Raw genomic sequence first — 18,764 nt, 5'->3', positions numbered from 1 at the left:
GATGTACTCCACAGTAGCGTTTAAAGTCTTTGGGGGTTAACTTTTGTAATTCTTCGTAATTCATATTCTCAATCTAATTTTTGTTTTATTTTACCTCGAACGATTGCACTTTCGCAAGAGGTCTAATCAGTCGATCGTAGATGCAATCTATGCAGAATTTGAGAATGCAGAGCTCATTGTTAGCCCGGAAGAGGTGAAGGATTTGCGGGTGCATGGCAAGTTGCTGCTGTTGCTGGATGGCGTGAATGAAATACCATCGCAACAAGGGCACAAAGATTTGCAGCAATTTCACGAGCACAATTCCCATACGCGGATGATTTTCACGACGCGGGATTTGGCGCTGGGCGGATCTTTCGGAATTGAGAAACAACTGGAGATGTGCGCGCTGACGCAACCGCAGATGCGGGAGTTTGTGCACAAACATTTGCCACAACATGGAGATTCGTTGCTGCGACAATTACGTGATAGCTTGCGTAAGATAGCAGAAACGCCGTTGCTGTTGAAGATGATGTGTGAGGTATTTGAAAATACCGGGGAAATTCCCCAGAGTAAGGGCGAATTGTTTCAGAAGTTCGATCGCCAGTATAACGAGTTTAAGGACGATGCCTGGTTTTTGGAGGATTTTTCGCTGTTTAAGTCGGAGTTTTTGGAGCAGTTGGCTTTTGTGATGTTGCAGCAGCCTACGAAAAGCTTGGTGATTCGTCGCGATCGGGCTGGGATAATTTTGGAGGGCTGGTTGCGCGATCGGGGGGTAATGGATGCGCCAATAAAGGCAAGAAAATGGCTAAAAGATCTGCTAAAACATCATCTGTTGCAGGTGGCGGCAAAGCCGGAGGAAATTGAGTTTCATCACCAATTATTTCAGGAGTATTATGCGGGGCTGGCGTTGCAGAAACTTTTTGATGATAAGCATCCAGATGTAATTGAGGATGAACGGTTAAAGCATTTTTATTTAAATTATTTTAAATGGAAGGAACCTCTGGCGTTCATGCTGTCGTTGTTGGAGGATAAGAAGGAGGCGGAGCGGGTGGTGCGGCTGGCTTTGGAGGTGGATGTGATGTTGGGGGCGCGGCTGGCGGGGGAGGTACAGCGGGATTTTCAGAAGCGCACGGTTGGGTTGGTGGATGGGTTGGATGTGCCGGGGTGGTTGAAGGTTGGGCTTTTAGGCGAAGTGCGATCGGATGATGCGATTCCAGGCTTACTTAAATTCGTTGAAGATTCAGACTCTGATGTGCGTGGGAGGGTGGCAGATGCGTTAGGTGCGATCGGTTCCGAGGTGGCGATTTCTGAATTGTTTAAACTCGTTGAAGATTCAGACTCTAATGTGCGTAGTAGCGTAGCATATGCCTTTGGTGAAATCGGTTCCGAGGTGGCGATTTCTGAATTGCTTAAACTCGTTAAAGATTCGGACTCTGATGTGCGTTGTAGTGTAGCATATGCGTTAGGCAAAATCGGTGACAAGGCAGCGATTCCAGGATTGCTTAAACTCATTGAAGATTCAGACTCTGATGTGCATTGGAGTGGGGCAGAAGCTTTATGCAAAATCGGTGACAATTCAGCGATTACAGGATTGCTTAAACTCGTTGAAAAATCAAACTATGCTATGCGTAGGATAGCGGCAGATGCGTTGTGCAAAATCGGTAACAAGGCAGCGATTTCTAAATTGCTTAAACTCCTTAAACATTCAGACTCAGATGTGCGTTGTAGTGTAGCAGAACCCTTAGGCAAAATCGGTAACAAGGCAGCAATTGAGGGATTGCTTAAACTCCTTGAAGATTCAGAATATTCTATGCGTAGGATGGCGACAGATGCCTTAGGCAACATCAATAACAAGGCAGCAATTCAGGGATTGCTTAAACTCGTTGAACATTCCGACTCTGATGTGCGATCGAGTGCGGCAGATGCCTTAGGTAACATCGGTGACAAGGCAGCAATTGAGAGATTGCTTAAACTCATTGAAGATTCAGACTCTGATGTGCGTTGGAGTGCGGCAAATGCCTTAGGCAACATCGGTGACAAGGCAGCGATTCCAGGATTGCTTAAACTCGTTGAAGATTCAGACTCTGATGTGCGATCGAGTGCGGCAGATGCCTTAGGCAACATCGGTGACAAGGCAGCGATTCCAGGATTGCTTAAACTCGTTAAAGATTCAAAATCTGCTGTGCGTTTTAGTGTGGCAAAGGCCTTAGACAAAATCGGTGACAACGCAGCAATTGAGGGATTGCTTAAACTCGTTGAAGATTCAAACTCTGCTGTGCGTGAGAAAGTGGCAAAGGCTTTAGGCAAAATCGGTGACAAGGCAGCAATTGAGGGATTGCTTAAACTCGTTAAAGATTCAAAATCTGCTGTGCGTTTTAGTGTGGCAGAGGCCTTAGGCAAAATCGGTGACAAGGCAGCAATTGAGGGATTGCTTAAACTGGTTGAAGATTCAGACTTTTATCGTTGGATAGCGGCAGAAGCCTTAGCCAATATCGCTAAGCAGCACAAAGAGAAAGTCGCCCCCCATCTCCCCCACCTCCTCACCTTAATTCCCTCCAAATCCGGCACAGAAGTTCACCGCCTCATCCTCGCCATCCAAGCCGCCTGCAAATACTACAACTACCCGATTCGTCAGTTGTCCCTAACACAGCAGCCAGCCAAACCACCCCAACCAAACGAGCTCCTTGCTAAAATTGACGAAACCACCCAGCAAATCCACAAAAAAACAAAACAAATGGCAGATCAACCCACCCAAGACTTCTCCAATTCAACCTTCCACGCCCCCGTCAACTTCGCCCCCAACTACGGCAATCAAGCCCAAAACCTCACCATCGCTGCCCAGCAATCCTCCCCTGAAGCTGCACTGAATGCAGTGGTGCAAATCATTCAGGCATTAGAAAAAAAGTATACTTATGTGAAAGACGAAGAACAAGCACTCAATATTATTGATGCAGAATTTAAAGAAATCAAAGAGCAAAAACCCATCGAGTGGCAAAACCTAATCAGCCTCAAACGGCTTTACAATGGCGGCAAAAATGCAGCGGTGAAAGTTGGCGAACACTTCGCCGAATCAAACCCCTGGGGCAAAGGACTTGTTGCCTTCATTGAAGGCGTATCCGAAGACGTGAATTAGCCATAGGAATGACGCACGGGAGCTCAGAAACCGGGTTTTTACAAAGATACTTGGTTGTCACCAGAGATTTGGTAAAAACCCGGTTTCTCACCCCACCCGCCACTACTGCCAACTGCCAACTGCCAACTGACTAATGACTCCTTAAAACAACTTTAGCCGATCGCGCAAAATCTCAGCTTGTTTTTCCGATTCCGCCAAAGCATCCCTCGCGCCCTTAACCACATCAGGAGTAGCCTTATCCACAAACTTCTGATTAGTCAAACGCGCCGCAGTATGCTTAATTTCAGCTTCCACCTTGGCCAGCTTCTTCTCCAACTTACCACGCAAAGCCGCTAAATCGACCACACCAGCCAAAGGAATCAAGACTTGGACAGTACCAACAACCCCAGCAATTGACCCCCCCTTATCAAGGGTTGGTTCTGCGTCTAAACTAGCTGTCACCGTCAGATTTTCGACTTTCGCCAAATCTTTGATGTAAACGCCTCCATCCGAGAGAATTTGGCGTTCTTTTTCATTTTCGCTTTGCAAAATCGCCGTCACCTTCACACTCGGTTTGATATCCGAATCAGCCCGCAAATTGCGAATAGTGCGAATTGTCCCGAACAACAACTCAAACTGTTGTTCTAATTCTGGATCGATTAGCGATGTGTCAGGTTCAGGATAAGCTTGCAAAGCCAAACAATCACCATCACCAGTTTGAGTCAGAGTGTGCCAAATTTCCTCAGTAATGTGCGGCATAAAAGGATGCAGCAATTTCAGAATTCCTTCCAACACAAAAGCAAAAGTTTGCTGTGCAACTTTCTTAGAATTGGGTTCAGCATCCTGCTGCAAGCGAGACTTGACTAACTCAATATACCAGTCGCAAAAATCACCCCAAATAAACTCGTAAAGCCCCTTCGCCGCTTCTCCCAAACCGTAATTTTCTAAACAAGTGCGACTTTGTTGTACAACTTGATAATAGCGAGAAAGAATCCAGCGATCGCACAATTCCAACCCTTCTTCACTCCCCCCCTTAGCAAGGGGGGGCTGGGGGGGGTAAGGACTTCCCAACTGTTGCGGCGTCTGTCCCTCCAGATTCATCATCACAAACCGGGCGGCATTCCACAACTTATTAGTGAAATTCCGGGAAGTCTCAACTGATTTAGATTCATCAGTTTTGCGATCGTACTCCATGCGAATATTCTGCCCGGCCCCAATCACTTCCTTAACCAAAGTGTAGCGCAAAGCATCAGTCCCGTACTTCGCAATCAACAGCAGCGGGTCAATACCATTGTTTTTACTCTTAGACATCTTCTGACCGTTTTCATCCAACACCAAACCGTGAATGTAAACAGTCTCAAAAGGCATCTTTCCAGTAAAATGTTCGGCCATCATCGTCATTCTAGCAACCCAGAAAAAGATGATATCAAAACCCGTAACTAAAGTAGTTGTCGGATAATAGAAATCCAAATCCTTAGTTTCGTCCGGCCAGCCCAAAGTTGAGAAAGGCCACAATCCCGCCGAAAACCAAGTATCCAATACATCTGGATCTCTTGCTAGCTGGACATCCTGACCAAACTTAGCCTCGGCTTTTTCCCTAGCTTCAGCTTCCGTTTTCGCCACCACAAACGGCGTTGTATCAGTAATCTCGCCCCCTGTTTCGCTAACAGCATACCAAGCCGGGATTTGATGTCCCCACCACAATTGTCGGGAGATACACCAATCTTTCAGCTTCACCAACCAATCGCGATAAACCTTTGTCCATCTTTCAGGAACAAAGACAGGTGAATTATTTTGATCTAAGGCTTCCAAAGCGCGCTGAGACAGAGGATCGATTTTCACAAACCATTGAGTAGATAGCAACGGTTCGACGGGAACTTTGCCGCGTTCGCTGTAGGGAACTGTATGTTTGTAATCTTCGATTTTTACCAAAACGCCGTCTGTTTCTAGCCGCTTTATCACATTTTTGCGGGCAACAAATCTGTCTTGTCCCTGGAACTCTCCGGCATTTTCATTTAAAGTGCCGTCTTTATTCATAATGTTGATAAACGGCAAATTGTGGCGCTTACCCATCTCAAAGTCATTCGGATCGTGGGCGGGAGTCACCTTCACGCAACCTGTTCCGAAAGTCGCGTCAACTAATTCATCGGCAAAAATTGGAATTTCGCGATCGACAATCGGCAAAGTGACAGTTTTACCGATAAGATGCTTGTAGCGATCGTCCTGTGGATTCACAGCAACGCCAGTATCGCCCAACATCGTCTCCGGCCGAGTCGTCGCCACCTCCAAATAGCCAGAACCATCCGTCAAAGGATAGCGGAAGTGCCACAAATGCCCCTCAACTTCCTGCTGATCCACCTCCAAATCCGACACAGCAGACTGACTCGCCGGACACCAATTCACCAAATAATTGCCGCGATAAATCAGCCCCTCATCGTAGAGGCGAACAAAAGCTTCTAAAACCGCAGCGGATAAGCCTTCATCCATCGTAAAGCGTTCCCGCGACCAATCGACAGACACGCCCAAACTGCGGAGTTGATTAGTAATAGTATTGCCAGACTCAGCTTTCCATTCCCAAGCCCGTTCTAGGAATTTTTCTCTACCTAAATCGTGGCGAGTTTTGCCTTGTGCTTTGAGTTGTTTTTCGAGAATAGTTTGAACAGCGATACTAGCATGATCGGTTCCCGGCAACCACAGCGTATTGCGTCCAGTCATGCGGTGATAGCGGACGAGGACATCAATTAGGGTTTCTTCAAAGGCGTGTCCCATGTGGAGGCTGCCGGTCACGTTGGGTGGCGGAATGACAACGCAGTAGGGTTCGCCGCCTTTTTCGCGATCGGCTTTGAAGGTTTGGTTGTCTTCCCAGTATTTTTGCCACTTGGTTTCGGTGGCTTTGGGGTCGTATTGGGGCGGTAGGTTTGCGGTCATGGTGGCTTTGGAGTTGTATCTTATTTATGATTGTGCCACAGGAGAGGGAAGAGAAGAGTTTTTAACCGCAGAGGGCGCAGAGGACGCAGAGGGAAGAGTATTGCGAGGGTTTTGGGTCTAGTGAAAACCTTTCATCCCTCTCCTCTCTGCGCTCTCTGCGCCCTCTGCGGTAAAATCCTCTTAATATCTATTTCACTTCTCTATAATCCACTTCATTAAGAGAAGATTTTTGAACCGCAGAGGGCACAGAGGGCGCAGAGGGAATAGTGTTGCGAGGGTTTTGGGTTATGATTTTGATATTGATTTGAAAAGAGGAGAGGGGAGTTGGCAGAGGATCTTAATGAATTGAGTTACGCTGTGATTGGGGCGGCGATGGAGGTTCATAAGGAGTTGGGGCCGGGGTTTTTGGAAGCGGTATATGAGAATTCGTTGCGTGAAGAACTGTTGCGGCGGGGAATTCGTTTTGACCCTCAACCTACGGTGAATGTTCTTTATAAGGGTGTTGTGGTTGGGGAAGGCAGATACGATATGCTGGTTGCTAACACTCTGGTTGTTGAATTAAAGTCAGTCCAAACTATACTGCCTATCCATGAGGCTCAAGTTATATCATATCTGAAGATGACTGGTTATCCTCTCGGTCTTCTCATTAATTTTAATGTCCGCTTTTTAAAAGAAGGAATCCGCCGCCTGATCCTGTCTTAAAAAACTCTCACTTTTCCCTCTCTGTGTTCTCTGTGCTCTCTGTGGTAAAATCCTCTTATTAAGAGAAGATTTTTTTTACCGCAGAGGGCGCAGAGGGCGCAGAGGGAAGAGTGTTATGAGAGTTTTGGATGTTGTGGAAAATTCTCTGATCTTTCTCCTCTCTGTGTTCTCTGCGGTCTCTGTGGTAAAATCCTCTTAATATCTATTTCACCTCTTTATAATCCACCCCATAACTCGTATCTCTCCCCGACAAATATGTAGTTTTCCCCGTTAAAGTCTCTAAAGTTTCTCTCGTTTTACTCGAAGTAATCGTATTCAACGGCACTCCCAACTTGCTAGCCAAACCCGCCGCCACGCCCACACCTTGTCCTTGATAAATATTCACCGTCGCAATTCGCCCGACTGATACCGCCATCCCGACATAACCGGACGATCGCCCTACGATCGCCAAATTACTCACTTTACTCGCCAAAGCGCTCTCTATCCCAAAATTATAGGTTGGCAGTGGCGGAATTCTCGATTCCAAGTCCTTGACTCCGCCCCGCAAGTCGAAATCATAGGAAAAACTGCCGATCGACTTTTCGGCCTCGGTTCCTCCTTTGATAATCTCCTTCCCACTTAGCGGCGCCACCACATCCCGAACGTTCAAAGTTTGTCTGATGTAAACTTCATCAGGGATAAATACTCTCACATCTTTACCCGATTTTTTTTGCAGCCATTCTTGCAGATATGACATTTCTTTTAGCATCTCAGGAGTCGGTTTTCTGTCGTTAGCTTCCATCTTCATTAGTTGGTCAACTTGATATTTAAACAGAAAGCCGTTCCACGACATGGAATTATCCTTATAAACGCAAATATTTGCCTTGTCAAAAAAGAAGCCTTTATCTTGAGTAAAGGGCAGATTTCTATCAACATGATATGCCGCTCCCAAAGCTACACTTCTAATATTGTAGCCGTCTCGATATGCCTGATAAATCGGGCTTAAAAAATTCCTCATCCAAAATTCGGCACTCGCATCATCTTTATATTTGGTAATACTTGTTTTAATCTTTTCTACTAAAGGCGTGTTGTAAAGAATCTCATCTTCCATTCTACGGAGATCGGATATCGTCAGGCCCGTAATTGTCGGAACTATAGATATCGCTAAGGTTTCATTTTTGGATTTAATATTTTGCGATTCATATCCTGTATAATAAGATAACCCGGCTTTGACTGCGAGTTCGGCATCTTGAGTTACGTCAATGAAAGAGTTAGCTTTGATTTTGATGCCACTGCCTTTTACTTCGGCATATTCAATTTTTTTATCGACTACGTGGGGAGTGAGAGTCGAGTTGGAAATAACTTTAACTCCGGCTGCTGAAAGCATATCTTTGAGTGCTTTATCTGCTGTTTTTGGTTCCAAGCAAGATTCGGGCACGTTGGCTTTGTCGAGGAATTCCCGGAAACATTGGGCGTAGGGTTGGTTGTACCAGTCGGGGATTTTATCTAAATCGACGTAACCTAAGCCGCCGCGGGTGAGTACGCCGCCTAACATTGCGGTTTCATGGTTCGATCGCACTACCGCGACTTTTCCCTTTGCACCTAGGGTCTTTTTTGCCCATATAGCGGCACAGATTCCCGGCACTTCATCGCCGTATACTACTACATCGAAGTGGCGATCTGCTGGTGTTGGATGCGCTGCTGGGGGATTGTTTGTGGCTGTTTGTCGCAGGCTTTCGGTGTCTGAGGTGGCACTTGCTAGATTGCGGTGGGCGATCGAGCTTTTTACGTCTTTGAAATACGGGGAGTCAGCTAAAACTTTTATGGCTACAAAAAATATGGCAATGGCAGCTATTTTCTTGAAAGTAGGAAGCATTTAGTTGACTTTTTGATAATTTTGGATTACCTGAAAGTGCTATTCAGGGTTTACGGAGTTGAATATACCACGTTTAGGTAATTTCGGCACAAGTTTAAGTTTTCCGGGAACGGTTGCGATTAGTATTGATGTTAAGTTAATTCACAGCTTGTAGTAACCGTAACACTCTGCTGCTATTTTCAAAGCATCAGTGAAAAACGATAAACTGATGAAAGTACAAGTTTTGTGTGTTCAATCTGCGATCGGCCCTAATGCTCACGAGGTTGTGCTGTTTAGCAAATACTGAATCGCAGCAACCAACAGCAGTGGATGGAGAAACTCGTCAAAGGGCGATCGCAATTCTCGAACAGTTACCGGAAGCTGTGCTTGATGAAGCAGTGAGGTTTCTGGAATCTTTGTATGTTAAGGGCGATCGGCTACAATAAGTTAACAACAGCAATTAAGTCGTCTTAAAAATACAGAAAAAATGGAAAAAGTTTTTGTACATCCTGAATGTCCTTTTTCAACAGAGACATTTAGCTTATTGGCAGAATTTTCTGAAAACCCAAGCTCAGATTTTCACATAACACATAAAAAAGATTTCTTAAAATATGTAGAAAAGCCAGTTAAATATATTTTAAGCCAGGTAGAAGATCAGTTACCTGATTTTATCAAAAAGTATATAAATATTAAGTATGAGAGCTGTTGCCTCATTGATTCATCAAAATATTCGGAATCTACAGTAGTCTATAGGGTAGACTACTGTAATTTTAACAGTATGATTCCTCTCGAAGCTGCTCAGTTAATGTTAAAATTGGAATACCCCACATTAACTTTTGGTTTAAAAGCACAAAAGACTGTGTTTGAGTTCATGCTATACAATTATAAAAAAAAATATAGAAATGACCTTGATTCAGTAGAAATACTTAAAGGTTATAACCTTCCCAATAAAGATGAATTTTATTTAGACTATAGCATTGAAAAAGAACCCGATGGCTATTATCGCGTTCCTCGTACTTTGAACTGGCAGGATATTGTTTTTACTAGCACAAAAAAACCGCGCAAATATACTTGTATTTATGAACTTTTAGAAAGTATCTTGAAAGAGCTTCCTCTGGATTCATTAGAATCTGAAAACTTTTCAGAAGCATCTCTAGAATTGGAACGACAAATGATTTTTTTGAATGATATTTTTGTTGGCATTTCACTTGATTTACAAGAAATATTAGGATATTCTGTTCAACAAATAGTTTACAAAATAGCACAAACGTTTAAAAAAGTATTTCCCTTATTTCTCATTAGCAATAAGAATTTACCTCTTCTTATTAGTGAATATTTTTCAGTATATGAACAGGAATTTAACCCAGTGTATCAACTCGAAAAAATTTCAAAACTTACAGGTTTTCAAACAACCCAACTAACCCAATGGATACACGCCATTAACCGCAAAGGCCAAGCCATCATCCAAGGCCCGCCCGGAACCGGAAAAACCTTCATTGCAGAAAAACTAGCCAAACACTTAATCGGTGGTGGTGACGGTTTCTCAGACATTATCCAATTTCACCCAGCCTATACCTACGAAGACTTTATCGAAGGCCTCCGCCCAACAACTAAAAACGGACAATTAACCTACTCAATAGTTCCCGGTAGATTCCTAGAATTTTGTGAAAAAGCCGAAGTCTGTGAAGATAACTGCGTTCTCATTATTGATGAAATTAATCGTGCAAATTTATCTCAAGTCTTTGGAGAGTTAATGTATTTGCTTGACGATCGCGATCGCACTGTTAAACTAGCCAGCGGTCAACAATTTAAAATCCCTACAAATGTCCGCATTATCGGCACAATGAACACCGCAGACCGTTCTATTGCCTTAGTTGATAACGCACTCCGCCGCCGTTTCGCATTCATTCCCATCTATCCCAACTATGAAGTCCTGCGACAGTATCACCACAGAGAGAAAACAGGTTTCCCCGTTGATAAATTAACTAGCATTCTCAAAAATGTCAATCGGGCAATTAACAACAAACACTATGAACTAGGTATCTCCTTCTTTTTGACAAAAACCTTAACTGAAGATATCCAAGATATTTGGCAAATGGAAATTGAGCCATACCTCGAAGAATACTTCTTTGACAACCAGGAAAAAATGGATGAATTTTGCTGGTATAAAATCAAGGACAAATTTAGCAAGTGATAATCTAATGCTAAATACATGGACAAAAATAAACAATGTCATTGTTCACTGCGCTCCGCAATCTCAAGGCTTTGCGATTGCTTCGTGCCTCGCAATGACATGATGGTGTTTGCGATTGCTTCGTTCCTCGCAATGACAACCACTAACTAAACCGTATTTCTATGAAACGAGAATCACCCCAAATCATCGAACTTACAGAATATCAATTAGCAACTTTTCAACGAAATTTAATCCCCGAATTAGTAGGAGAAAAAATACTCCAGAATTATGACAAGGAAATCGACATAGAATTTCCCAACCCTAAAACAAAATATCAATGGCACTTAAAATCTAAAGGCAGAGTTGGCAACATTCCAATTACTCCAGAATTTCATATTGCCATCCGCCCAAAGGTTCCCATAAACAATATCTTCGGAATGCTTGAGTATGCCTACGAACTTAAGATAAATTTTCCTAAAGGAGAGATTGAGTGCGAATCTTTGGAACAAGTATATGAACGATTAGCTAACATCCTTGCTCAGAAAATTATTGAACGCTGTCGGAAAGGATTATATCGCGATTACTTACCAAAAATAGAAAAGCTTTCCTATATTCGCGGTCGTCTCGATGTCCGGGAAGCTGTGCAAAAACCTTGGGAAGTTAAACTAAAATGTCACTATAACGAACAAACAGGCGATATCGAAGATAATCAAATACTTGCTTGGACACTTTTCATGATTGGGCGCGGCGGTTTGTGCGGTGAATCTGTTTCATCCACTGTGCGAAAAGCCTTTCACGCACTCCAAGGATTTGTCACATTAAAACAGTTTAAATCAGAAGCTTGTATCTATCGCACTTATCACCGTCTGAATCAAGATTATCAAATATTACACGCCCTCTGTCGCTTCTTTCTGGAGAATACTGGGCCAAGTCACGAAAAGGGCGATCGCCAAATGCTACCTTTTCTCATAGACATGGCGAAGTTATACGAACAATTTGTCGCTCAATGGCTCACAGCAAATACACCAAAAGGCTTTTTTGTCAAGCAACAACACCTAGTTACACACGACCAAAATTATTTCGATCGCATTGACTTACTTTTGTGCGACATAGAAACAGGTACAGTCCAATACGTCCTCGATACCAAATACAAAGCTCCCGATCGAGCAGACAGTGGAGACCGCCATCAAATAGTCGCCTACGCCAATGCAGTAAAGTGTAACAATGCAATTCTCATCTACCCGCAAGACCTCAAACAGCCACTAGACATAAAAAATGGCTATCTGCGAGTTCGCAGTCTAAACTTTTCCCTAAATGACGATCTCAATGAAGCCGGAAAAATATTCTTAACCTCTCTACTTCCCAGCACCGTCTCCTATTGGTGACAACTTAAGTAAAGGTACAAATTTTTAAGGCATACAAAAAAATGTAAATAGCTGAAATACTTACAGGCAAAGCAGTTTAGCTCTAATGAAGGAGTAAGGTAGCTAAAGTGCTTTGCTTGTTTACTGCGATCGCTCCCGATCGCCCCCGATCGCCAATGAGATAATTTCCAAAACAGTCTCGATCTAGACCAAATCAATTAATAAGCCATATAATTAAAACAGGACAAAAAGTAATTATCCAGAAACAACTTCTGTTCCCCAAAAGCACATTGATTCGCGCCGTCATATACGTATTATTACTGCAATGTGACAGTTTCGAGATTGCTAAATAAGCAATCCCCAAAAAGCTGTGATCTGGATCAATGGGCGATAAGGAATTTTCCCTAGGGTGCCTCTCTTAACCTCCCTCACTCTACTTAAATCAAAAATATGATGAATTCTCAAGATGTTTTGACGAGTCGTGATGGGTACTTACCCAACAAGGAAACTGATTCACTAAAAACTACTGACGATGTCTGTATGGATCTTCCATTACACAGTCAGGATATTTCCTTTGTCGAGGACTCTCAACTCGATCTAACTCCATCTGACTATGTGACTATTCATCAATGGTTTGAAGCACAGGTTAAGCAGACTCCTGATGCGATCGCCCTGTCATTTCAAGGGCAAGAATTAACCTACGATGCCTTAAATCAACGCGCAAACCAGCTCGCCCATTACCTTCAAGCACTAGGAGTGCAACCGGATGAACTGATTGCTATCTGTATGAATCGGTGCATGGAAATGGTGATTTGCTTTTTAGGGGTGATGAAGGCTGGGGCGGCCTATGTGCCGATCGACCCAGCCTATCCCCACGAACGTCGAGCGTACAAGTTACGAGACGCCGCTGTGCGATTCATTTTGATTCAACAGGATCTGGTTGAATTTTTACCCGAACACAATGCTCGCGTGATTTGTCCAGATACAGGCTGGCACGATATCGCGCCCTACAGCACTGAAAATTTGTCTCTGCTGAGAACGCCCGAGGATTTGGCTTACGTTATTTATACCTCTGGTTCGACCGGAAATCCCAAGGGTGTAATGATTGCTCACCGAGGCATTGTTCACCACAGCAAGGCGATCGTACAGGCGTTTAATCTTGGATCGGGCGATCGGGTACTTCAATTCTCTAGCATGAGCTTTGACATCATCATTGAGGAAGTTTTTCCATCCTTGGTAAGTGGTGCAACAATCGTGCTGCGAACTGAAGAGTGTATTAGCTCTACCCGCAAATTTCTCGAATTTATTGAGCAAGAACGCATTACTATTCTGGACTTGCCAACTGCTTTTTGGCACGGCCTCGTCAGCGGACTCTCATTGCTAAATGTTCCCATGCCTCCAGATGTGAGATTGGTGATTGTGGGCGGAGAAAAAGCCTCTCGCGCTCTGTATGGTGAATGGCGACAATTGGTTGGAGAATATCCTCGTTGGCTCAATACCTATGGGCCGACTGAAACTACGGTGACTGCCACCATTTTTGACCCGATCGCTGAAGGTTACGATCTCAGTAGTGAAGCAGACATTCCGATCGGTCGCCCTCTTCCCAACAGCCAAATTTACATTCTGGATGAAAACCTAAATCCTGTACCAGATGGCGATGTTGGAGAACTGTATATTGGCGGCCCAGGGCTTGCAAGGGGATATCTCAATTTGGCAGAACGCACTGCAAGTAAGTTTATTCCTAATCCATTGAGCGATCGACCTGGAGCCAAACTTTACACAACAGGGGATACTGCCCGCTATTTACCCAATGGAACGTTGGAGTTTATTGGTCGCATCGATTTTCAAGTAAAAATTCGAGGTTTTCGGATTGAGTTACTAGAGATTGAAACCTATTTGGAACAGTACCCATCTGTGGAGCAAGGTATAGTTTTGGCACGGGAAGATGTACCCGGTGAAAAGCGCTTAGTGGCATATATCATTCCGAAGCACGGACAACCAACTCAGGTATCTGCATTGCGTAGTTTTCTACAAACAAAGCTACCGGCATACATGATTCCGGCAGCGGTTGTAGTGATGGAGATCTTCCCCATGACCCCCAATGGTAAAGTCGATCGTCGTGCATTCCCAGAACCGCAGATTGCTGATATGCTTCAGCAGGGTGAAATTGTGTTGCCTATTGATGGGCTAGAATCTCAACTTGTCAAAATTTGGGAGCAGGTACTCAGTATTAAGCCGATCGGTACTACCGATAATTTCATGAATTTAGGCGGTACATCCCTGTTAGCAGCTCGCTTAGCTGACAAAATTGATGAAAAGTTCCAGCAGAGTTGGCCACTATCGATTATCTTCCAAGCCCCAACCATCAAACAATTAGCCAACATTCTACGTCAAGGCAATATCCCCAACCAAAGCCTTTCTTTAGTTGAGATTCAACCGAAGGGTTCTCAGACACCACTATTTCTGTTTGAAGGAGTGTCTATTTATCATCCGTTAATTCCATATTTGGGCCTAGATCGGCCGATATATGGCTTAATTGCCATTGCTAAAGATGGCGTGAATGGGCCAGTCAATCAAGTTGAGGCGATCGCAGACTATTACATCAATGAACTTGTGAAGGTACAACCAGAAGGCCCCTATTATTTGGGTGGTTTGTCATTTGGAGGTATTGTTGCTTTTGAGGTAGCTCAAAAATTGGCAGCTAAAGGACAGGAAACAGCGTTAGTTGTGATGTTTGATTCCATGTTGCCCTCTGCCTACAAGCCATTACCCATTCAGCAGCGACTGCGCTTCCATGCCCAAAAAATTGCTAAGCAGGGTATAGGTTACATCGTCAGTAGTGTCGTCGATAAAATAACGACAGTTACAGACAAAATGACAATGCTGGCCCGCAAGACGATCGGGCAAAACATTAAGGTGAAAGAACCTACAGAGTCAATGTCTTACACCACAGACTATTTGATGACAGAGAAGATAATTGAGCAAGCAGAACGAGCTTACCTGCCAAAACCCTATGCTGGCAAAGTCGTTATGTTTAGAGCGCTCGATTCTCAAGATGGCCTAAGTGTCAGTCTCGATCCGGATCTAGGCTGGAAACCTTATCTCAAAGACGGTATGACCATTTACGATGTACCTGGAGACCATCTAAGTATTTTACAGGAACCCAATGTCGGGGCGATCGGCAACCAAATCAAGCTATTGCTGGAAGAGGGAATGGTGCACCACTAAAGTTTTTGGCATTCTTAATCTATATTCAGTCAGGGTGACATCGAACTTATTGCGGCGATCGGAAAGATGAGGTACAACTTAGATTTTAGATTTGAGATTAAGGGATTCGAGGATTCGGGGATTGTCGGATTGGGGAATAGTTAATAAATTCGTGAAGACCTCATCTTTGGGAAAACCGCTATAGATAAATCAAGAACGTAGAACTTCCCTCGATCGAGCCTGCAAAACATTTTTAAACTCTCTATTTCTAAACACTCTACCCTAACTCAATATGCTTCGGTTAACGCTTTTTTGCGAATCTCATCTAAAGATTTCATACGCAATACAAGCATTTTTTGAAATTCCGGTATTTCTGAAATGAATTGTACAGCAACCTCCACATCGGTTAGGACAGAAATAAACTCATGAATAGATTTCTGACCCCTCCAGCATAAGCGGTTTAATTTCGTTGCTACAACAGTCAACAGTCAACAGTCAACAGTCAACACAAGCGCGGTTTACCGTTCATTTCACTCACAAAAAAAGAGGCGCACTCGCGCCTCTCAAATCTTTCATGCCAGAGTTCTAAACACTAACAGCAACTTTTGATTCTTTTGCAGTCAACTTCTCGTAAGTCGCCCGCATCTTCAATCCGACCAATACTTGGAACAAACCTGTGCCATTGTTGGAACCAGGATATTCGCGGTGTTGGAGTAACAGGTGAGTCAACTCGCCTTCGTATTTCGCAGAAGTCTTGCTCAAGTGGCTTTCGATGTAAATCACTTCTTCGAGATTCTCGAACTGACCGTCTACTTCCAAAATCGAGACTTCGTGGCCGTAGAAAGCATCTGGGCCGTAGTACATCTTAATTCCGGGATAGGAACAAGTCAGTTTGCGACCGCAAGGAATCCAGTTAATTGTTGAACCTTCGTCAAACAAATACGCAGGTTCAAAGTTAGCGATACCTTCGCGCTGGATCATTTGGACGCGCAGAACCTTCCGTTCTTTGTCATCTTTGATCAAGTTGGTCGGCAATACTTGAATTACCACGTCAGCATATTGCTTTTGTGGGTCGATGTAGGCTGTGAAATCCGGTTTGCGAGCATTGATTGCAAACAACACGTCTTCGTAACGGTGGCCCCGTTCCGCCATGTCGCGCTGGATTTTCCAAGCAATTTTTACTTCGTCGCTGATGTCGAGGTAGACGCTGAAGTCGAGGAGATTTCTGACTCGCTCATCGTAAAGGGGGTGTAACCCCTCAATCACAATCACGTGATTCGGCTCTACCCGCTCAGGAGGATCGAGCAGACCGGTTTCGTGGTTGTAAATCGGCTTGTCTATTCCCCGACCTTCTTTGAGCGCTTTCATTTGCTCGGCCATCAGGTCAAAATTGTTCGCTCTGGGGTCAAGGGCGGTAATCCCTGTTTCCTTGCGTTGCTTGCGATCGAGACAATGATAGTCGTCAAGGCAGATTACAGTCACGAAATCTTCCCCGAACAAATCTGTCAATCGGCGCAAAAAAGTAGATTTTCCGCATCCGGAGTCTCCGGCAACGCCAATTAAAACCACGCGATCCGGCTTACTGGTCATAGTTTCCCTCTAACAAAATCACTGTTTACTAAGTAACTGAAGTCTAGATTCCAAAAAATTTCAGCCCGCAGGTAGCTACAAGCAGGCTTTCTGCGGGTTTGCTACCCCGAGAGGATCGAGCGCTCACCAGCATACAGGAGTCAGTTGACTGCCTGCCCGGGAAGACCCAAGCAATCTTCAAGGCAAGAAATTAATACTAACTTTAGTGGTTAATCTTACCAGAATGCGTCCGCCCCCTACAAGCTCAACATCTTTTAGCTAAATCTTGCTTTCAGCAAGACAGCATTTAAGTTGTATATTTCTTGAGCCGTATTCCCCTCTCCCTCTCCTCCTCTCCGCCTCTCTCCCTCTCTCCTCCTCTCCCCCTCTCCCCAAATCAGAACGAGTTATCGGGGCAGATCCCCCGATCGGGTAAAATATTGGCAGTACGCAGACAACAATAGCTATAGGTCAACACCTGAATGCAGCCGGGCGAGGCCAAGGGCGGCGATCGGCTAATCGGGAATTAGAGGCAGAGCGATCTCAACTTGACACTCCCGCCTGCGCGGCGAGGCCCAAAGATTCGCGCGGGCAAATTAGTCCAGGTGGCCTTAAGAAAAAAGTAAATTGAGTCTAACGTCACATTCTCTTTCTTTATAACTCTGTATCGTGAAGGACAAGCAACAAATGTACAGCCCAAGCATATCTGGTGTAGCGGCCAACTCAGAATCAGGCAGCCGCATCTTTGTTTACGAAGTGGAGGGTATGCGTCAGAGTACAGCAACTGACGAAACAAATCACCCGATTCGCCGTAGTGGCAGCGTCTTTATCTCCGTGCCTTACGATCGCATGAATCAGGAAATGCGGAGAATTGCTCGCATGGGTGGCAAAATCGTCAGCATCCGCCCCTCAAACGGCGCTCCCGAAACTACTAATGGCAAAGTCGCACCAGAAGCAGGGCTACAGAGTCAGAAATCTGGAGAAAAAACTAAGCCCATGACTCAAGCAAAGGAAAAAGTTCAGGTTCCTGTTAACCTCTACAAGCCGGCCAATCCCTATATTGGCAAGTGTATTTCTACAGAAGAATTGGTCAGAGAAGGCGGCGATGGTACAGTCCGTCACGTCAAATTTGACATTTCTGGAGGCAACTTGCACTATCTAGAAGGTCAAAGTATCGGGATTATTCCCGATGGGACTGATAAAAACGGTAAACCTCACAAAATTCGGCTTTATTCGATCGCCTCCACCCGTCACGGCGACGATGTAGATGACAAAACTATATCTCTGTGCGTCCGCCGACTAGAGTACAACGATCCGAACAGTGGCGAAAAAGTGTTCGGCGTTTGTTCGACTTTTCTCACCGGTTTGGAACCAGGGGCTGATGTCAAAATCACCGGGCCGGTAGGCAAGGAAATGCTCTTGCCCGATGACGAAGATGCCACCGTGATCATGATGGCTACTGGTACGGGTATTGCTCCTTTCCGCGCTTATTTGTGGCGGATGTTTAAAGAAAACAATCCCGATTACAAATTCAAAGGTTTAGCTTGGCTGTTCTTTGGAGTTGCTTATACTCCCAACATTCTTTATAAAGAAGAGTTGGAGCAATTGCAGCGCGAATTCCCCGATAATTTCCGATTGACTTATGCCATCAGCCGCGAGCAAAAGAGTGCAGAAGGCGGCAAGATGTATATTCAAAACCGGATTCAAGAGAACGCAGACCAACTGTGGGAATTGGTTCAAAAGCCGAAAACTCACACTTACATCTGCGGTTTGAAGGGCATGGAAGGCGGCATCGATCAGGGAATGTCTGCTGCATCTAGCAAGCACGGCATTGACTGGGCTGGCTATCAAAAACAGTTGAAGAAAGAGCATCGCTGGCACGTTGAAACTTATTAA

10 protein-coding genes are annotated in these 18,764 nt (G+C 44.5%); 7 read left to right on the top strand and 3 right to left on the bottom strand.

Annotated features, from left to right (window positions below; all coding sequences use genetic code 11):
• Positions 1-103 precede the first annotated feature (103 nt).
• The gene (locus QZ938_RS25735; protein WP_293354272.1) at positions 104-3,112 is read left to right on the top strand and encodes a HEAT repeat domain-containing protein; all 3,009 of its coding nucleotides are present in this window, start codon (positions 104-106) and stop codon (positions 3,110-3,112) included.
• A 141-nt stretch (positions 3,113-3,253) separates the two neighbouring features.
• On the opposite strand, the gene QZ938_RS25730 is transcribed toward QZ938_RS25735, so the two are convergent.
• A complete protein-coding gene (locus tag QZ938_RS25730) occupies positions 3,254-6,019 on the bottom strand; it encodes a valine--tRNA ligase (protein WP_293354270.1) in 2,766 nt (921 codons plus the stop codon).
• Positions 6,020-6,343: 324 nt separating this feature from the next.
• On the opposite strand from QZ938_RS25730, the gene QZ938_RS25725 reads away from it, so the two are divergent.
• Positions 6,344-6,721 (top strand): GxxExxY protein, encoded by a 378-nt coding sequence (locus tag QZ938_RS25725; RefSeq protein ID WP_293144152.1) that lies wholly within the window; start codon positions 6,344-6,346, stop codon positions 6,719-6,721.
• A 202-nt stretch (positions 6,722-6,923) separates the two neighbouring features.
• Here the strand turns inward: QZ938_RS25725 and QZ938_RS25720 are convergent, their stop codons facing one another.
• A complete protein-coding gene (locus QZ938_RS25720; protein ID WP_293329880.1) occupies positions 6,924-8,576 on the bottom strand; it encodes an FAD-dependent oxidoreductase in 1,653 nt (550 codons plus the stop codon).
• A gap of 251 nt (positions 8,577-8,827) precedes the next feature.
• Between QZ938_RS25720 and QZ938_RS25715 the strand changes: the two genes are divergently transcribed.
• The 4 genes from QZ938_RS25715 to QZ938_RS25700 all read left to right on the top strand — a co-directional run bounded on the left by QZ938_RS25715 (position 8,828) and on the right by QZ938_RS25700 (position 15,320).
• Positions 8,828-9,001: a hypothetical protein gene (locus QZ938_RS25715; protein ID WP_293329882.1), complete on the top strand. Its 174-nt coding sequence runs from the start codon at positions 8,828-8,830 to the stop codon at positions 8,999-9,001.
• A gap of 41 nt (positions 9,002-9,042) precedes the next feature.
• Complete coding sequence (locus tag QZ938_RS25710; protein WP_293354267.1) at positions 9,043-10,749, top strand: AAA family ATPase; 1,707 nt, start codon at positions 9,043-9,045, stop codon at positions 10,747-10,749.
• Positions 10,750-10,910: 161 nt separating this feature from the next.
• Entirely contained in the window at positions 10,911-12,113 is a 1,203-nt protein-coding gene (locus QZ938_RS25705) for a restriction endonuclease (protein ID WP_293354265.1), read from the top strand.
• A gap of 429 nt (positions 12,114-12,542) precedes the next feature.
• Positions 12,543-15,320: an amino acid adenylation domain-containing protein gene (locus QZ938_RS25700; protein WP_293365653.1), complete on the top strand. Its 2,778-nt coding sequence runs from the start codon at positions 12,543-12,545 to the stop codon at positions 15,318-15,320.
• Positions 15,321-15,884: 564 nt separating this feature from the next.
• Here the strand turns inward: QZ938_RS25700 and QZ938_RS25695 are convergent.
• Positions 15,885-16,889, bottom strand: coding sequence for a phosphoribulokinase (locus QZ938_RS25695; protein WP_293144172.1), 1,005 nt, complete (start codon positions 16,887-16,889; stop codon positions 15,885-15,887).
• A gap of 666 nt (positions 16,890-17,555) precedes the next feature.
• Here QZ938_RS25695 and petH point away from each other — a divergent pair.
• The gene (gene petH, locus QZ938_RS25690; RefSeq protein WP_293354261.1) at positions 17,556-18,764 is read left to right on the top strand and encodes a ferredoxin--NADP reductase; all 1,209 of its coding nucleotides are present in this window, start codon (positions 17,556-17,558) and stop codon (positions 18,762-18,764) included.

Origin of the sequence: Microcoleus sp. CAWBG27 (assembly GCF_020883145.1) — a bacterium.
Classification (GTDB): domain Bacteria; phylum Cyanobacteriota; class Cyanobacteriia; order Cyanobacteriales; family Microcoleaceae; genus Microcoleus.
The sequence above is the reverse complement of the archived record's forward strand: the minus strand, read 5'-3'. Positions and strand labels throughout refer to the sequence as shown.